This is a genomic window from Corynebacterium sp. H78 (genome assembly GCF_037572275.1).
GTDB lineage: Bacteria > Actinomycetota > Actinomycetes > Mycobacteriales > Mycobacteriaceae > Corynebacterium.
Window position 1 is genome coordinate 388239 of sequence record NZ_JBBHKX010000002.1, and the last position, 16322, is coordinate 404560.

At 54.6% G+C, this 16322-nt stretch carries 14 protein-coding genes; 11 read left to right on the forward strand and 3 right to left on the reverse strand.

Annotated features, from left to right (window positions below):
- Positions 1 to 11: 11 nt before the first annotated feature.
- The gene (locus tag WG934_RS02940) at positions 12 to 623 is read left to right on the forward strand and encodes a TetR/AcrR family transcriptional regulator (RefSeq protein WP_339988631.1); all 612 of its coding nucleotides are present in this window, start codon (positions 12 to 14) and stop codon (positions 621 to 623) included.
- Positions 624 to 656: 33 nt separating this feature from the next.
- On the opposite strand, the gene nadE is transcribed toward WG934_RS02940, so the two are convergent.
- Positions 657 to 1481: an ammonia-dependent NAD(+) synthetase gene (gene nadE / locus WG934_RS02945; protein WP_339988633.1), complete on the reverse strand. Its 825-nt coding sequence runs from the start codon at positions 1479 to 1481 to the stop codon at positions 657 to 659.
- 38 nt (positions 1482 to 1519) lie between these two features.
- Here nadE and WG934_RS02950 point away from each other — a divergent pair, with 38 nt between their 5' ends.
- The 9 genes from WG934_RS02950 (at position 1520) to WG934_RS02990 (ending at position 12289) form a co-directional block, all read left to right on the forward strand.
- Positions 1520 to 2881 carry a sugar porter family MFS transporter gene (locus WG934_RS02950; RefSeq protein WP_445228174.1) on the forward strand — a complete coding sequence of 454 codons (1362 nt, stop codon included), beginning with the start codon at positions 1520 to 1522 and terminating at the stop codon, positions 2879 to 2881.
- Between the two features lie 184 nt (positions 2882 to 3065).
- On the forward strand, positions 3066 to 3188 hold the full coding sequence (ykgO, locus tag WG934_RS02955; protein WP_005511141.1) for a type B 50S ribosomal protein L36: 123 nt from the start codon (positions 3066 to 3068) through the stop codon (positions 3186 to 3188).
- Between the two features lie 446 nt (positions 3189 to 3634).
- Positions 3635 to 3859 (forward strand): glutaredoxin-like protein NrdH, encoded by a 225-nt coding sequence (nrdH, locus tag WG934_RS02960; protein WP_339977466.1) that lies wholly within the window; start codon positions 3635 to 3637, stop codon positions 3857 to 3859.
- 92 nt (positions 3860 to 3951) lie between these two features.
- The gene (nrdI, locus tag WG934_RS02965; protein ID WP_339978764.1) at positions 3952 to 4371 is read left to right on the forward strand and encodes a class Ib ribonucleoside-diphosphate reductase assembly flavoprotein NrdI; all 420 of its coding nucleotides are present in this window, start codon (positions 3952 to 3954) and stop codon (positions 4369 to 4371) included.
- 134 nt (positions 4372 to 4505) lie between these two features.
- Entirely contained in the window at positions 4506 to 6650 is a 2145-nt protein-coding gene (gene nrdE, locus WG934_RS02970) for a class 1b ribonucleoside-diphosphate reductase subunit alpha (RefSeq protein WP_339978767.1), read from the forward strand.
- A 355-nt stretch (positions 6651 to 7005) separates the two neighbouring features.
- The gene (nrdF, locus tag WG934_RS02975; RefSeq protein ID WP_339977468.1) at positions 7006 to 8022 is read left to right on the forward strand and encodes a class 1b ribonucleoside-diphosphate reductase subunit beta; all 1017 of its coding nucleotides are present in this window, start codon (positions 7006 to 7008) and stop codon (positions 8020 to 8022) included.
- 288 nt (positions 8023 to 8310) lie between these two features.
- Positions 8311 to 10011, forward strand: a complete 1701-nt coding sequence (gene ctaD / locus WG934_RS02980; RefSeq protein WP_339988636.1) for an aa3-type cytochrome oxidase subunit I — start codon at positions 8311 to 8313, stop codon at positions 10009 to 10011.
- Between the two features lie 158 nt (positions 10012 to 10169).
- Positions 10170 to 11519: a phosphoserine phosphatase SerB gene (gene serB / locus WG934_RS02985; RefSeq protein WP_445228175.1), complete on the forward strand. Its 1350-nt coding sequence runs from the start codon at positions 10170 to 10172 to the stop codon at positions 11517 to 11519.
- The gene (locus WG934_RS02990) at positions 11519 to 12289 is read left to right on the forward strand and encodes a peptidyl-tRNA hydrolase (RefSeq protein WP_339977472.1); all 771 of its coding nucleotides are present in this window, start codon (positions 11519 to 11521) and stop codon (positions 12287 to 12289) included. The genes serB and WG934_RS02990 overlap by 1 nt, the downstream gene beginning before the upstream one ends.
- A 9-nt stretch (positions 12290 to 12298) precedes the next feature.
- Here WG934_RS02990 and WG934_RS02995 read toward each other — a convergent pair whose 3' ends face one another.
- Together WG934_RS02995 and WG934_RS03000 are read right to left on the reverse strand one after the other, a co-directional pair.
- The gene (locus WG934_RS02995) at positions 12299 to 13864 is read right to left on the reverse strand and encodes an AMP-binding protein (protein WP_339988638.1); all 1566 of its coding nucleotides are present in this window, start codon (positions 13862 to 13864) and stop codon (positions 12299 to 12301) included.
- Positions 13865 to 13958: 94 nt separating this feature from the next.
- Entirely contained in the window at positions 13959 to 15524 is a 1566-nt protein-coding gene (locus WG934_RS03000) for an AMP-binding protein (protein WP_339977476.1), read from the reverse strand.
- A 110-nt stretch (positions 15525 to 15634) separates the two neighbouring features.
- Between WG934_RS03000 and WG934_RS03005 the strand changes: the two genes are divergently transcribed.
- The gene (locus WG934_RS03005) at positions 15635 to 16255 is read left to right on the forward strand and encodes a TetR/AcrR family transcriptional regulator (RefSeq protein ID WP_339988640.1); all 621 of its coding nucleotides are present in this window, start codon (positions 15635 to 15637) and stop codon (positions 16253 to 16255) included.
- Positions 16256 to 16322 lie beyond the last annotated feature (67 nt).

The following is a 16322-nucleotide window of genomic DNA, read 5'->3' on the forward strand; positions in this document are numbered from 1 at the left end:
ACAGTGCGGTTATGGCGGAACCAATTGAGGGCAATAGCGGACATTGGCCGTCCCAGCAGTTAGGGGCGGCCACGCCTTTTCTGCGTGAACGTCGCGCGCATTCGCCTCGCGTTCAGCAGATCTTGGACGAGGCTCGATTGATGCTGCGTGAATCGGGCTGGCACAACGTCAGTATGCGTCGTCTAGCGGCGCGACTAGATGTCAAGGCACCATCTCTGTACAAGCACATCAGTGGCAAGGAAGAGCTATGCGAGTTGCTCCTCGAAGAAACACTGTGTGCACTGGGGCGGTCAGTAAATGAGGCAGCAGAGTCGGAACCAACTCCGCAGTCTGTGCTCATGGCATATCGGAAGAGTGCCTTTGCAGATCCTTATGGGTATCGCCTGATTAGCCGGTCGCAGTTTGTCAACATTAACCAGCCGTCTGAGCTTGATAGCTGGATTCGTGAGCCTTTCCAGAAGGTCGCTGGCGGCGAGGCTGAAGGTCTCGCGCTGTGGGCTTTTGCGCATGGAATGGTCACGGCCGAGCTCATTCAGGATAAACATCCGACATCAGGCCAGAATCACCGTGACAGCATTAACGCTGACCAGGTGTGGGAAGCAGGTGCTCGCGTGTTTTCCTAACACGCGTCACAACTAGCTCTCATCCCTCGAGCCTTAGCTTCGCCACCACGTTTCTGCAGGTCCCGGGGGTGTGGTGCGCTTATGTCGGCTGACCATCCACAAATGTTCGATGCGATCCCTGTCTTTAGCCGAGACTTCTTTTCCCTCAAGATAGTCATCGAGAGCGGTGTAACTGACGCCCAGTGCTTCTTCATCTGGCAAGGCCGGGCGATCTTCTTCCAGATCTGCAGTTGGCACCTTCAGCCATGCTCGTTCCGGTGCTCCCAAATACTCCAGCAGCGCCGCACCTTGGCGCTTGTTCAGTCCGGAAAGTGGCATGAGGTCCGCGCCACCGTCCCCAAACTTGGTGTAAAAGCCGGTTACTGCCTCTGCTGCGTGATCAGTACCGATGACGAGCAAGCCACGCTCGCCAGCGATCGCGTACTGCGCAATCATCCGCTCCCGAGCCTTCACATTCCCCTTGTTGAAATCTCCGAGCTCAGCTACCTGCAAAGCATCCGCAACTGCGATCTCTGAGGCATCTACTGCTGGGCCCACGTTGACGACAACTGAAGAATCCGGCTTGATGAAAGACAAAGCCATCTGCGCATCGTCTTCGTCTGCCTGCACCTGATAGGGCAGGCGCACCGCAATGAACTCGGCTTCAGCCCCTTCTTTCCGTAGCTTTTCGACGGCCAGCTGAGCCAGCTTGCCCGCTAATGTGGAGTCCTGACCGCCAGAAATGCCAAGTACGAAGCCCTTAGCGTGTGCGGCTTTCAGGTAGTCGACTAGAAACTGGACACGGTGTGCTACTTCTTCAGCAGGGTCGATTGTGGGACGAACATGCAGTTTCTCGATGATCTCTGCCTGGAGTGTCATACCGCTAGGGTACCTATATGTTGGCGAAAGCTGGCACAATGTCCACCGTGAAAAATTCGACCTCATCCTGGCATTCTCTGGCTGTGGCAACTATCGCCGCGCTGGGTGGTTTGCTTTTCGGATATGACACGGGCGTGATCTCTGGAGCTTTGCTCTTTATTCAACGGTCGTTCCAGCTCACTGCTAGTCAGGAATCTACTGTAACTGCGATGTTGCTCGTAGGAGCAGCAATCGGTGCCTTCGTCGGCGGTCGGGTAGCGGACCGTATAGGCCGTCGGAGTACGATCATTATCGGAGCAGTTGGCTTCATCATCGGCAGTTTGTGGTGTGCCGTGGCGGGAAGTGCAATAGAACTGGGTGCCGCCCGTACGCTGCTCGGCTTGTGTATTGGTGCAGTATCCATCGTGGTGCCGATGTTCATTTCCGAAATGGCGCCACCGCAAATCCGCGGTCGGCTGGTCAGCTTGAATTCGCTGATGATCGTCATCGGTCAGCTCGTTGCATTCCTTACCAACTCTGCACTTGCTGAATCTGGCTCCTGGCGATGGATGCTAGGACTTGGTGCGGTGCCGGGAATTGTCCTGTTTATTGGTATGTTTTTTCTTCCGGACACTCCAGCATTCCTCCTGCAGCGTGGCAAACCAAAACAAGCGTTGCGCGTACTTCAGCGCATGCACGGCCCAGATGCATCACTTGACGAAGTTGCAGTTGCAGAGTCGTCGCAAAGTAAAGATCAGCGCAGAGCCGAACGCGCGGCATTGAGTACCCCATGGGTGCGACGCAGCGTCATCATTGCAATGTTCATTGGTGTGACGCAGCAGGTCACCGGTGCGAACGCGATCATGTACTTCGCGCCAACCATGATGAATAAGGTTGGGTTGTCGACGGAAAACTCTGTCTATACGTCAATTCTGATTGGTACTGCTTCTGTGATTGCGTGTGCGGTCGGCATGAGCGTTATCGACAAGGTAGGGCGTCGTCGAATGCTGTTGATCGGACTGAGTGGTTGTGCCATGTCCTTGCTGGCGTTGGCACCGGTATATGGCCTTGCGGCGGACTCCGGGGTAGGAGCAATGGCGGCTTTGACACTGATGACGGTGTTCATCGTCTTCCAGCAGGCAGCGGTATCAGTGGCGACGTGGTTGCTCATTTCGGAGATCGTTCCGAACGAAGTACGTGGTCTCGGCATGGGGCTTGCAGGTTTGGCTTTGTGGGTCGCGAACTGGTTTGTGGCGCAGGCGTTCCTGCCGATGGTTGACGTCATTGGTGGTGCCTGGTCATTCGCGTTCTTCGCGGTCACTGGAGCGATGGCACTGGTCTTCACGTGGCGGACGGTTCCCGAAACCACGGGACGGTCATTGAGTGATGTGCGAGAAATTATGATGGAAAACAATGGCTGAGCCCTGGCGATTAACCCTGTCGGGAGGGGCGGCGCGATACTTTTTTGGTGTTCGCGGAAGCATTAGGTAACATGGCGGTTCGTGTCATGGCACCGATTGCCGGTGCCGTCCGGTTGACGAGTGCTCAAAATCCATTGGGCTCGGCGTTCAACCAATTTGGAGCCGAGTAGAAAGGAGCGCCCGAATGAAGGTCCGTAAGTCCCTTCGGTCGCTGAAGAACAAGCCGGGCGCTCAGGTTGTGCGTCGTCGCGGTAAGGTCTACGTGATCAACAAGAAGGAACCACGTTTCAAGGCTCGTCAGGGCTAATTGGAGCGTATGGCTTCCGCTGAGCTCATCTCTTAGAAGGTGTAGCTTTCAGCAAAACCGCATTGGCAGCTTGCTGCCAATTCGGTTTCTCTTTTCTGAGATGAATCACACCCATGTTATTAGTGAACCCTCATGCCATTGATAGCTGTTTTTCCACGAGTTTTTGAATAATTCGCGTGAAATTACAAGGTTGTCACGGCGTGGTGCCCAACATCTAGTGCTTCGAATTCTGATGAGCAGGGAATACTAATGATGTAACTACTAGATGTTGTATCATTGGCCTTTTTCTGGCACCAAGTGTAGTGTTTTGGATGTTGCTCCGGAACGCGGGTTAAGCCGGAGGGTAAGCGCCTCGGCTAGCAACATTTTGGCAAAATACTCACCGTTGTTGCTATGGCAGTTTCAGTGGTTGAGCGCATTTGAGCGAAAAGGAATGTGGGAGATTCATGGTTACCGTTTACAGCAAGCCAGCTTGTGTTCAGTGTCGCGCAACCACCCGTGCTTTGGATAAGGCCGGAATTGCATACGACGTAGTTGACATCACTTTGGATGACGAGGCTCGTGACTACGTCATGGCTCTTGGCCACCTGCAGGCACCAGTTGTTGACACCGGTGCGGAAACCTGGGCTGGTTTCCGTCCAGATCGCATCAAGGCTCTCCAGGCAGCTTAAAAGCGCTCGCACTGCGCATTTTCAATCCGCGGTTTCGCTCAGGCGAGACCGCGGTTCTTTGGTAAGAACCTTAAAAGGGGATGACTGCAAACATGCTCATCGTCTATTACTCGTCTGCGACGGGGAACACGCACCGGTTCGTCGAAAAGCTCGGATTTTCGAGTAAACGAATTCCGATGCGAAAGTCCGATCCGGAGTTGCTGGTAGATGAACCGTATGTGCTTATCTGTCCGACATATGGCGGTGGTGTATCGATGTCTGGGGGAAATACCAGGCCGGTCCCGCCGCAAGTTATCCGATTTCTCAATAACGAGCACAACCGCTCGTATATCCGAGGAGTCATTGCTGCAGGTAATACCAATTTTGGCGCAGATTACGGCAAGGCTGGTGATGTCATCTCCTACAAATGCAAGGTTCCATACCTGTACCGTTTCGAGTTGATGGGCAACGATGAAGACGTTGTCATTGTTCGCAAGGGACTGACAGAGTTTTTCCACGGAAAAGCTGCGTAACCACAACCTGTGTCACAACCACATAACTGCGCGTTGACCTGCGTACTAGCCTGTGAAAATGGGCGTAATTCTAAAAACTGTAACATCTAAAAGAGCATTGAAGAGAGCTACGAGGAGCGAGAAGATTGGCTGAAATGGGCAAGTCAGTGGCGGAGCCAGTAGGGGACGAGCAGCTGGATTACCACGCGCTCAATGCACTGCTGAATCTCTATGACGACGATGGTCAGATTCAGTTCGACAAGGACCGACAGGCTGCACGTCAGTACTTCTTGCAGCACGTCAATCAGAACACGGTTTTCTTCCATAACCTGAAGGAAAAACTCGACTACCTGGTCGAGAACAAGTACTACGATGCGGAGATCCTCGGCAAGTACGAATTCGAGGACATCAAGGCCCTATTCAAGCAGGCATACGCGCACAAGTTCCGTTTCAAGTCGTTCCTCGGTGCGTACAAGTACTACACCTCGTACACCCTGAAGACTTTCGACGGGAAGCGCTACTTGGAGCGTTACGAAGACCGTGTCTGCATGGTTGCTCTCACGCTTGCCGATGGTGATTTGAAGCTCGCTCAGGAACTCGTCGACGAGATTATTACTGGTCGTTTCCAGCCTGCGACTCCTACTTTCCTTAACTCGGGTAAGGCCCAGCGTGGCGAGCCTGTGAGCTGCTTCCTCTTGCGTATCGAAGACAATATGGAGTCCATCGGTCGCGCTATCAACTCTTCGTTGCAGTTGTCCAAGCGCGGTGGTGGCGTTGCGCTGCTGCTCAGCAACTTGCGTGAGCAGGGCGCGCCTATTAAGCACATTGAAAACCAGTCTTCTGGCGTCATTCCTGTGATGAAGCTGCTGGAGGACTCTTTCTCCTACGCTAACCAGCTGGGTGCGCGACAGGGCGCAGGCGCTGTGTACTTGCATGCACACCACCCAGACATTTTGCGATTCCTGGATACCAAGCGCGAGAACGCTGATGAAAAGATTCGCATCAAGTCGTTGTCGCTCGGCGTTGTCATCCCAGATATCACGTTCGAACTGGCAAAGCGCAACGACGACATGTACCTGTTCAGCCCATATGACGTCGAGCGCGTCTATGGTCGACCTTTCGCGGATGTCAGCATCTCCGAGAACTACCAGGATATGGTCGAGGATCCTCGGATCAAGAAGCACAAGATTAATGCCCGTGCGTTCTTCCAGACTTTGGCGGAGATTCAGTTCGAGTCCGGCTACCCGTACATCATGTTCGAGGATACGGTAAATAAGGCCAACCCAATTGACGGTCGGATTACCCACTCGAACCTGTGCTCCGAGATTCTGCAGGTATCTACCCCTTCTACGTACAACGCAGATTTGTCGTACGCAGAGGTCGGCGAGGATATTTCCTGCAACCTGGGCTCGATGAACATCGCAATGGCGATGGATTCGGACAACTTCTCTAAGACCATCGAAACCGCAATTCGTGGTCTGACCGCAGTGTCCGATCAGACGTCGCTTGACTCCGTTCCTTCTATTAAGAAGGGCAACGAGAAATCTCACGCGATTGGCCTTGGTCAGATGAACCTGCACGGCTACTTCGGCCGCGAACGTATTCACTACGGTTCTGAAGAAGGAATCGACTTCACCAACATCTACTTCTACTGTGTGCTCTTCGAAGCTCTTAAGGCATCGAAGGAGATCGCGAAGGAACGTGGTGTTCGTTTCGGTGGCTTCGAGAACTCCGACTACGCCAACGGCTCCTTCTTCGACAAGTACATCGATCAGGCGTGGGAGCCACAGACTGAGAAGGTCAAGCAGCTCTTCGAGAACTCATCGGTTCACATCCCAACGCAGGATGACTGGCGCGAGCTCAAGGCTGAGATCCAGAAGCACGGCATGTACAACCGCAACCTGCAGGCGGTTCCGCCTACCGGTTCGATTTCGTACATCAACAACTCGACGTCGTCGATCCACCCCATTGCCTCCAAGATTGAGATCCGCAAGGAAGGCAAGATCGGTCGCGTCTACTACCCAGCGCCGCATCTCACCAATGACAATCTGGAGTACTTCCAGGATGCCTACGAGATTGGCTACGAGAAGATCATCGACACTTACGCCGCTGCCACCCAGCACGTCGACCAGGGCTTGTCGCTGACGCTGTTCTTCAAGGACACCGCAACTACCCGTGACATCAACCGTGCGCAGATCTATGCATGGCGCAAGGGCATCAAGACGATTTACTACATCCGCCTCCGCCAGGTTGCTCTGGAAGGGACGGAAGTTCAGGGCTGCGTTTCCTGCATGCTCTAGTTCCGCTCGCATGATTTAAACGCTTGACGACGAACTCGTCGTCAAGCACCAGGCCCACAGATGTTTGCACGGACTCTGTGGGCCTTCGCCCTATGTCACGCCTGCCACTGGGGCAGGGGAGTGACGGGATGCGGGACGTGAAAAGGGGCGTCCGCGAAATGCACCTTATTAATAGGTGTCTAGTGTGGACAGACCAATTGTGAGTAGGATAGGCGCCTAGAAGTCTGTCCTCAGCACAAACGTGCCGCCATTCACTAGCGTCGTGGATGAGCGGCATTTGAATGCTTAGGAAGAGATCACTTCGTCGGCTACGAACAGTACGAATAGCCGGTGATTATAAAGAGGAGACGATTGCATGAACATCGATGACTGCCCACCCTCAACCCCTGCCCACCGTGAGAAGCATGAAGAGGCACGTGAGTGCCCGGTAGCGGCAATCGACTGGAACACCATTCCGGACGAGAAGGACCTGGAAGTGTGGGATCGTCTCACCGGCAACTTCTGGTTGCCGGAGAAGGTTCCACTGTCTAATGACATCAAGAGCTGGAATACGCTGAACGCTCTTGAACAGCAGACCACGATGCGCGTGTTCACGGGGCTGACGATGCTGGACACCATTCAGGGCACCGTTGGCGCAGTGTCGCTGCTGCCGGACGCACTGACACCACACGAAGAAGCGGTGTACACCAACATTGCTTTCATGGAATCGGTGCATGCGAAGAGTTACTCTTCGATTTTCCAGACCTTGGCATCGACGCCTGAGATTCATGATGCATTCCGCTGGGGCGAAACTAACGAGCATCTTCAGAAGAAGGCGAAGATCATCCTCGAATACTACGAGGGCGATAATCCGCTGAAGAAGAAGATTGCGTCGGTCATTCTTGAATCGTTCCTCTTCTACTCGGGCTTCTACCTTCCGATGTACTGGTCGAGCCACGCGAAGCTGACGAACACTGCAGACATCATTCGCCTGATCATTCGCGATGAAGCTGTGCATGGCTACTACATCGGCTACAAGTATCAGAAGAACGTCGAGAAGCTCAGCCAGGAAGAGCAGGATGAGCTGAAGGACTACACCTTCGACTTGCTGCTCGATCTCTATGACAACGAGATTCAGTACACCGAGGATATGTACGACGAGCTCGGCTGGACCGAAGATGTCAAGCGTTTCCTTCGTTACAACGCAAATAAGGCGCTGAATAATCTAGGTTACGAAGGGGTCTTCCCGGCTGACGAGTGCAAGGTCTCACCAGCGATTTTGTCTGCGCTGAGCCCTAATGCTGACGAGAACCACGACTTCTTCTCTGGTGCCGGATCTTCCTACGTCATGGGTAAGGCTGAAAGCACCGAAGACGAGGACTGGGACTTCTAGTAAGCTTCGCAATGCTAGTGGGGGTAATTCGGGGGAACACTGTGAACGGCAATCAATTCGGAATAGTTGCTGGTTAAGGTGTTTCTCAGGAAATTCTGCGCATTGCACAGCTTGGCGAGATGCTGTAAATCCGCTGCTGGCCTTAACTTTTTCACAGGAACCAGTTAGACTCGGCCAGGTAGAGAAAGGTGGGCTCGCATACGCGGGCTCATCTGGACTAACATTAAGAGTCACTTAATTCTTTGAATAGTCTGTGAATTGCAGGCTATCGCGTAGTCAGGAGGAAGAATGACTGCTGTCGCTCCGCGGCCCGGTCACGAGGTGACCGCGACCGAACGGCCGGAACCGTTCGGCCACGAGCGCAAGGGTAGCTGGGCGTGGGACATGCTTACCACGACCGACCACAAGAAGCTGGGCATCATGTACATCATCATGAGCTTCTCCTTCTTCTTCGTCGGTGGTCTCATGGCCTTGCTGATCCGTGCTGAGCTCTTCGCACCGGGTCTCCAGTTCTTGTCCAACGAACAGTTCAACCAGATGTTCACCATGCACGGCACGGTGATGCTGCTTCTGTTCGGTACCCCTATCGTTTGGGGTTTTGCTAACTACATCCTGCCGCTGCAGATTGGTGCGCCGGACGTAGCTTTCCCACGTCTGAATGCCTTCGGCTTCTGGTTGACCACCGTTGGTGGCATCCTGATGCTCTCGGGCTTCCTTACCCCTGGCGGTGCAGCTGACTTTGGTTGGACCATGTACTCGCCACTGTCGGACTCCATCCACTCGCCAGGCGTCGGTTCTGACCTCTGGATCCTGGGTGTTGGTATCGGTGGTATCGGTACCATCGTTTCCGCAATTAACATGACCACCACCGTGCTGTGCCTCCGTGCACCAGGTATGACCATGTTCCGTATGCCAATCTTCACCTGGAACATCCTGGTGACCTCGATTCTGGCACTGCTCATCTTCCCAATCCTCACTGCAGCTGCTTTGGGCGTTCTGTTCGACCGTAAGCTTGGCGGACACATCTACGACCCAGCTAACGGTGGCGCAATGATGTGGCAGCACCTCTTCTGGTTCTTCGGGCACCCAGAGGTTTACGTTCTGCTGCTCCCATTTGTGGGCATCATCACCGAGGTTGTTCCTGTCTTCGCTCGCAAGCCACTCTTCGGCTACGCAGGCATGGTCTTCGCAACCCTGTCCATCGCTGGCCTGTCCATGGCTGTGTGGGCACACCACATGTTCGTTACCGGCGGCGTTCTGCTTCCGTTCTTCTCGTTCATGACGTTCCTGATTTCGGTTCCAACCGGCGTTAAGTTCTTCAACTGGCTGGGCACCCTGTGGCGCGGACACATGACGTTCGAAACCCCAATGACTTTCGCACTGGGCTTCATCGTCACCTTCCTGTTCGGTGGTCTGACCGGTATTATGCTGGCTGCTCCACCACTGGACTTCCACGTCTCTGATACCTACTTCGTGGTTGCACACTTCCACTACACTCTGTTCGGTACCCTGGTATTCGCTTCTTACTCTGGCGTCTACTTCTGGTTCCCGAAGATGACTGGTCGTATGCTCGACGAGACCCTGGGCAAGATCCACTTCTGGCTCACGTTCGTTGGCTTCAACATGACCTTCTTGGTTCAGCACTGGCTGGGCAACGAGGGTATGCCACGTCGTTACGCTGACTACCTCGAGACCGACGGTTTCACCACCCTGAACATGATCTCCACCATCGGTGCGTTCATCCTGGGTCTGTCTGTGATTCCATTCGTCTGGAACGTATTCAAGTCCTGGCGCTACGGCGAGGTTGTTACCGTTGATGACCCATGGGGTTACGGCAACTCCCTCGAGTGGGCAACTTCTTGCCCACCACCACGTCACAACTTCACCTCCATGCCACGTATTCGCTCCGAGCGCCCAGCGTTCGAGCTGCACTACCCACACATGGTTGAGCGCATGCGCGAAGAAGCACACGTTGGTCGCCAGCTCTAATCTGAAAGTCACTGAGCTGACAAAGTAAGACCTCTGAACTACGCACAATTTTTGGCCCTCTCCGGTTCCTCCCGGAGGGGGCTTTGTGCTGTCTAAAACTTGTTTTCCGGCAGTAGGTCGTCGAGCTTAACAACGGGGGCAACTCACTCGTCGTAGCTATGCCCAGATTCCCAGTTCATGAGCGGTATGGGATACTAGTGGGCGTGCAGAATACGGTTGATAACTCCCAAACTGAAACTATTGATGCTCCGTTGCTCGCTGATACAGTGACTCTTCCTGAGGGGCTGGTGTCCGCGCTTGTTACCGCGACCGGACCAGATCACCCTGGTGTCTCGGCATCGTTCTTCCGGGTACTGGCTGCGCATGGCGCACAGATCCTCGATGTGGAGCAGTCAGTATTTCGGTCTCGTCTGGCACTGGGTGCACTTATTGGTGTTCGCCCAGAGAAGCTTGATGTTCTCGAGAAGGGGCTCGTGGATACGCTGGCGGGTCGTTCCATGCAGGTGAATATCGAGCAGGACGAGGACATCGCTCGTGTGGCTTCGACCCACGTGGTAGTCGTTCTCGGAAATCCAGTTGAGGCAGTGGATGTTTCTCGTATTGGTCAGACTCTGGCTGACTACGGAGCCAACATTGATTCCATCCGTGGTATTGCCGATTACCCAGTTACTGGCTTGGAGCTGAAGGTGACTGTTCCGAACCCTAAGCCAGGCGGAGGCGTGCCTTTGCGTAAGGCGTTGGCGGTCCTTGCACAGGATCAGAACATCGACATTGCCATCGAACGTGATGGTTTGCAGCGGCGCTCCAAGCGACTGATTTGCTTTGACGTGGATTCGACTCTGATTACTGGTGAAGTTATTGAGATGCTCGCGGCTCATGCTGGCCGTGAGGCAGAGGTGGCAGCCGTCACTGAACGCGCGATGCGCGGCGAGCTAGATTTCGCGGAATCGTTGCATGAGCGAGTCAAGGCGCTGGCTGGTCTCCCAGAGTCAGTGTTGGACGAAGTTCGTGAATCCATTGTCATGACGCCTGGCGCTCGCACCACGATTCGAACTCTGAAGCGTCTGGGCTACAAGGCGGGTGCCGTCTCGGGTGGTTTCATCCAGATTCTTGAGCCAATGGCGAAGGAACTTGGTCTCGACTTCTATCGCGCAAATACCCTCGAGATTGTTGACGGTAAGCTCACTGGCCGTGTCATCGGGGATATTATCGATCGCCAGGAGAAGGCGCGTAGCCTTCGGGCATTTGCCGAGCAGTACGGTCTTCAGATGCACCAGACGGTCGCCGTTGGCGATGGAGCAAATGACATCGACATGCTGTCAATTGCCGGCCTGGGTATCGCATTTAACGCGAAGCCAGCGCTGAAGGAAATGGCTGACACCTCCGTGAACAATCCTTTCCTTGATGAAGTGCTGTACATGCTGGGTGTCTCTCGCGATGAGATCGACCATGCAGATCGTGAGGACGGTACGTACCGTCGCGTTGCGCTAGAAAATCCAGTTCAGTAATGCACGACGATTCGTCGTCAGCTGTATCCGTACCAGAGTGGTTTTCTATAGCTCACGCGCAGTTGGCACGACCTCGAGACTGGACGAGGGAAGAGGCAGTCCCGTGGTCGATGCCGATCGTGTTGCACATACCCAAGAACGCCGACGATAAGCCATCGCGGAATGCCCTGCTGGTAGCCGCTGCCACCGCTGTGGTCGCGACGTGTTTGGCGGAACCAGCTGGACACGTCGATTCAACGCTCTACAAGGGTCTTGACGGTTGGTACGGAGAGCGAATTCGTAAGATCGCTCGACGCGCCCGTAATGCCCAGTGGACGCGGGTGCAGGAGATCCCCGGTGCGACCGCCACGGTGAATGGTGCAGCCGCGAGAGCGCTAGTGCCTACTCCGGTGTCGGATACGCCACAGCAAGTGTCGAAGCTGCAGATTGGTGGGACAGATCTTCCTTACGACGATCCGTCAGACATCGTTTCTGCCAGCGACACAGCACCAACGCTGTGGGTTGATCGTGGCTTGGACATGACCGTCGGGAAGGCTGCGGCGCAGGTCGGTCACGCGTCGATGTTGTATGCAGCTGCGCTATCGGCAGAACAAGCGTGGGAATGGGCACAGTCTGGATACTCCATGAATATTCGTGAGGTACCCAGGTCAGAGTGGCCTGTAACTGCTTCAAACGGCGACTCGAACGAGTCGATCGTGGCGGTGCGCGATGCTGGCTACACCGAAATCGCGCCCGGCTCTGTGACCGTTGTGGTCACTGTCCGGAGCTAGCATCGCCGTTTAGTCGAGAACTTTGAGCTCACGTCGCAGGATCTTGCCGGTCGCAGATTTTGGAATCTGCTCAATGAACTCGACCTCGCGCACCTTCTTGTACGGCGCGACGCGCTCTGCGACGAAGTCCATGACTTCGTCGGCTGTCAACGTCACATTCGGTTGCGTAACGACGAATGCCTTGGGCACTTCTTCGCCATCATTACGGATTACACCGGTACAGCCAGCGTCAGCGATACCTGGATGCTCCAGCAATACAGCTTCAAGTTCTGCGGGTGGAACCTGGTAGCCCTTGTACTTGATGAGCTCCTTGAAACGATCCACGATGTACACATTGCCGAATTGATCGAGTTGTGCGAGGTCGCCTGTACGGAGCCAGCCGTCGACAAGCGTTTCGGCAGTAGCCTCTGGATTGTTCAGGTAGCCACGCATGACCTGTGGTCCGCGGATCCACAATTCCCCGGAGGCGGAACAGCCGGAGGATGGGCAGTTGATTTCGGGGAGATCGTCGCGTTCGATATCAACGATCTTGTACTCAGTGTTGGCGACTGCGCGACCGATGGAATCGAGTGGGGAATCGTGGCCCATCCGAATATGCGTCGCTGGGGACGATTCGGTCATGCCATAGCCCTGTGCCATGATGCAGCCGATGCGATCCTCTACTTGCTGAGCCAGATCGATCTGCAGAGATGCCGCGCCACTGAAAATGGTTTCCAGCGATGAGAGATCGTAGTTGTCCACGATGGGGTGCTTTGCCAGTGCAACCGCAATCGGTGGCGCAACGAACGCGAACTTGACTGAGCGATCCTGAATGAGCTGCAGGAAATCCGGCAGGTCGAACTTGCCCATGGTGTACTGCGTCGTCCGACGAAGCAGACACAAATTGAGCAGTGCCGTAAGCCCGTAGATGTGGAAAAACGGCAGAATGGTGATTGCTGGAGTGTCTTCAGTCAGCTGTTCATCCACGGCGTTCGCCGCCTGCAGCACATTTGCAACAAGATTGCGGTGAGTTAGCTGCACGCCCTTTGGTGTACCAGTGGTACCGGACGAAAAGGGGATCACCGCGAGGTCATCGGGAAGGACATCGACCTCTGGTGCAGGATGGTTTTCCGCGAGCATTTCGCCCATGCCATGTAGGCCGGTAAGTCCAATGATCTTTTCCGGGGCTAGTCCAGCGTTTTCTGCACCGTTCGCGCCTGCCCAGCCGATGGAGGATGTTGTCAGCATCATGGAAGCACCGGACACGCGGATCTGCTTTTCGACGTCGTCGACAGTAGCCAGCGACGCAACGGTGGTGCAAGTTGCGCCGGCACGCAGGATACCGTGAAATGCCACAGCGAAAGTTGTGGAGTTCGGGCAGTGCAAAGCAATGACGTCACCTTGTTTTACGCCACGAGCTGCGAGCGCACCCGCGAAAGCTTTGACCTGCTGACGCAGCTCTCCGTACGTGGATTGAGAACCAGAGTCTACGATCGCGAGCTTGTTCTCATGGCGCTCGTCAATGTTTGAGAAGAGTAGGTCAAAAAGAGAGACGTCAGGGATATCAATGTCGGATACGGCACTTCGTAGGGGCATATGAACCTCACTTGTTCGTTGCTGATTGACAGGAATGCTACTCAGCGCGTCGGAGTGTGGAGGGAATATTGCAGAGTTGAGCGAGTTTATACGTTCACAACTGTTTCAAATTCTTCCGCAGGATCTTTCCGGTAGCTGACTTAGGCACTTCAGCAATGAATTCCACTTCACGAACTTTCTTGTATGCAGCTACTCGTTCTGCAACGAAATCGATGATGTCGTCTTCGGACACGTTTGCCCCCTCGCGCTTCACCACGAAAGCCTTCGGAATCTCATCACCGGCACGGTCGACAACACCGACGCAGGCTGCATCAGCAATGTCAGGATGTTGGAGGAGGATGTCCTCCAATTCCGCAGGTGCTACCTGGTAACCCTTGTACTTGATGAGCTCTTTCAAACGGTCAACAATGTAGACGTTGCCATCTGCATCCATTTCGGCGATGTCACCTGTACGGAGCCAGCCGTCGACGAGGATGATCGAGTTGGCCTCGGGATTATTGAGGTAGCCGAGCATGACCTGAGGGCCATGAATCCAGAGTTCGCCGGCTTCAGAGCGCCCCGAAGCTGGTGGCTGGATCTCCGTTAGTGCAGGGTCGCTGACATCCACGAGCTTGTAGGACGTATTCGGAATGGCGAGTCCAATGGAATCGACAGGAGTGGATTGATCGAGGCGGACATGCGACACGGGCGACAACTCTGTCATTCCGAAGCCCTGTGTGATCTCGCAGCCGATTCGCCGTTCTACGAGACTAGCCAGGTCTGCTTGCAAAGAAGCAGCTCCTGACAAGATTTTTGTGAGACTCGACAAGTCGTAAGCATCGACACCCGGGTGTTTTGCTAAGCCAACGGCAATTGGCGGTGCAATGAATGCGAAGTTTGCCTTGTGCGTTTGTACGAGTTCCAAAAACTCCAGTAGGTCGAACTTTGCCATCGCATACTGCGAGGCGCGAACCGCAAGGAGCAGATTAAGCAGCACATTCATGCCGTAGATGTGGAAGAAGGGTAGCGGTGTGACGGCGATGGTGTTTTCATCGATGTGGCCGCCGATGATAGAACCCATCTGCACCAGATTCGCTACCAGGTTTTGGTGAGTAAGCTGCACACCTTTAGGTACACCAGTAGTTCCAGATGAAAATGGAATGACGGCGACATCGTGTTCGGAGTCGATGTCTTCCTCAGGAACCGGGCTGCCTTCGAGAAGCATCTCTGCGATGCCATGAATGCCGGTCAGGCCGATGATCTTGTCATCGGATAACCCGGCGTTCTCGCCGCCTTGGTGTCCTGCCCAACCGATCGCGGACGTCGTCAAGATGGCCTTCGCTCCCGAGAGACGGAGCTGCTTTTCGACGTCGTCAGCAGTTGCCATCGACGCGACGGTAGTGACTGTGGCGTTTGCCCGCAAAATGCCATGAAATGCGACAGCGAATGTCGTGGAGTTCGGGCAGTGCAGTGCAACGACATCACCCTTGCCGATGCCGCGCGCTGCTAGTGCGCCCGCGAATCGTTCAATCATGTCGCGAAGTTCGGAATACGTCGCGGAAGTTCCTGAGTCAGCAATGGCCAGTTTATCGGCATGCTGGGGAGCAAGGTCAGCGAATAGATACTGGAAGAGAGATACAGGTGGGATGTCGACCGCAGGGTAGGCGCTGTGGATTGGCATCGTTCCTCCTTTGCTTGGTGGTATTGGTATCCAAACTTAAATGAATCTGGATTCAGGTGTGGGGTAGTTTGGAAAGAAAGTCGATACTCAAGGAGAAAGGCGGTTGACTGGTGACGCGACCCCATGGAGGGCGGCGTGAAGAGATCCTGGAGGCTGCCAAAATTGTGTTTGTGCGGGAAGGATACTTCGACACTCGGTTGGTGGATATCGCCGAGGAAGCAGGGTGTTCTGTTGGAACTGTATACACCTATTTCGATGGCCGGGATCAGCTACTGTATGCAGTACTGGAAAGTGTCGAGACAGACATGCGCGCACGGTCTTCGCGCCCGCGGGAAGGTGCTAGTCCTGCGGAAGTCTTGGCGATAACTAATCGGGAGTACTTGCAGAGCTACCGTAGAAATGCCCAGTTTATGGCCCTTCTTGAACAAGTGTCGCAGGTGCAGCCGACATTCCGTGAGCTCAGGAAAGAGCGTGCGCGACGATTTGCCTCCCGCAATGCAGAATGGCTGAAACGGCTGCAGTTGGAGGGGCAAGTTGCTGCGACAGTTGATGTGGAAATGATGGCTATTGCCTTGTCTGCGATGGTGTCCCGTTTGGCATATGCGACGTGGGTAGATGGTGAGCATCCAGATGACAGTGCTACGTTCGAGCGGATTCTCGCTACCGTCAATAGGGCATGGTGTGCCTCGTTGGGGCTGAAACCCGATTGGAAAGTTTCCGAAAGTATGTGACCTGAATCACGATTCAATATATTGTGTGGGAGCAAGTAAGTCGACGGCACAGCGCTTCGCGCTGTGG

Bases quoted from the DNA above. Each gene is read 5' to 3' on its own strand.
- WG934_RS02940 (WP_339988631.1), top strand. From the start codon at position 12: ATGGCGGAACCAATTGAGGGCAATAGCGGACATTGGCCGTCCCAGCAG.
- nadE (WP_339988633.1), bottom strand. From the start codon at position 1,481: ATGACACTCCAGGCAGAGATCATCGAGAAACTGCATGTTCGTCCCACA.
- nrdE (WP_339978767.1), top strand. From the start codon at position 4,506: ATGGGCAAGTCAGTGGCGGAGCCAGTAGGGGACGAGCAGCTGGATTAC.
- ykgO (WP_005511141.1), top strand. From the start codon at position 3,066: ATGAAGGTCCGTAAGTCCCTTCGGTCGCTGAAGAACAAGCCGGGCGCT.
- WG934_RS02990 (WP_339977472.1), top strand. From the start codon at position 11,519: ATGCACGACGATTCGTCGTCAGCTGTATCCGTACCAGAGTGGTTTTCT.
- nrdI (WP_339978764.1), top strand. From the start codon at position 3,952: ATGCTCATCGTCTATTACTCGTCTGCGACGGGGAACACGCACCGGTTC.
- serB (WP_445228175.1), top strand. From the start codon at position 10,170: ATGCCCAGATTCCCAGTTCATGAGCGGTATGGGATACTAGTGGGCGTG.
- ctaD (WP_339988636.1), top strand. From the start codon at position 8,311: ATGACTGCTGTCGCTCCGCGGCCCGGTCACGAGGTGACCGCGACCGAA.
- nrdH (WP_339977466.1), top strand. From the start codon at position 3,635: ATGGTTACCGTTTACAGCAAGCCAGCTTGTGTTCAGTGTCGCGCAACC.
- WG934_RS03000 (WP_339977476.1), bottom strand. From the start codon at position 15,524: ATGCCAATCCACAGCGCCTACCCTGCGGTCGACATCCCACCTGTATCT.
- nrdF (WP_339977468.1), top strand. From the start codon at position 7,006: ATGAACATCGATGACTGCCCACCCTCAACCCCTGCCCACCGTGAGAAG.
- WG934_RS02995 (WP_339988638.1), bottom strand. From the start codon at position 13,864: ATGCCCCTACGAAGTGCCGTATCCGACATTGATATCCCTGACGTCTCT.
- WG934_RS02950 (WP_445228174.1), top strand. From the start codon at position 1,520: ATGTCCACCGTGAAAAATTCGACCTCATCCTGGCATTCTCTGGCTGTG.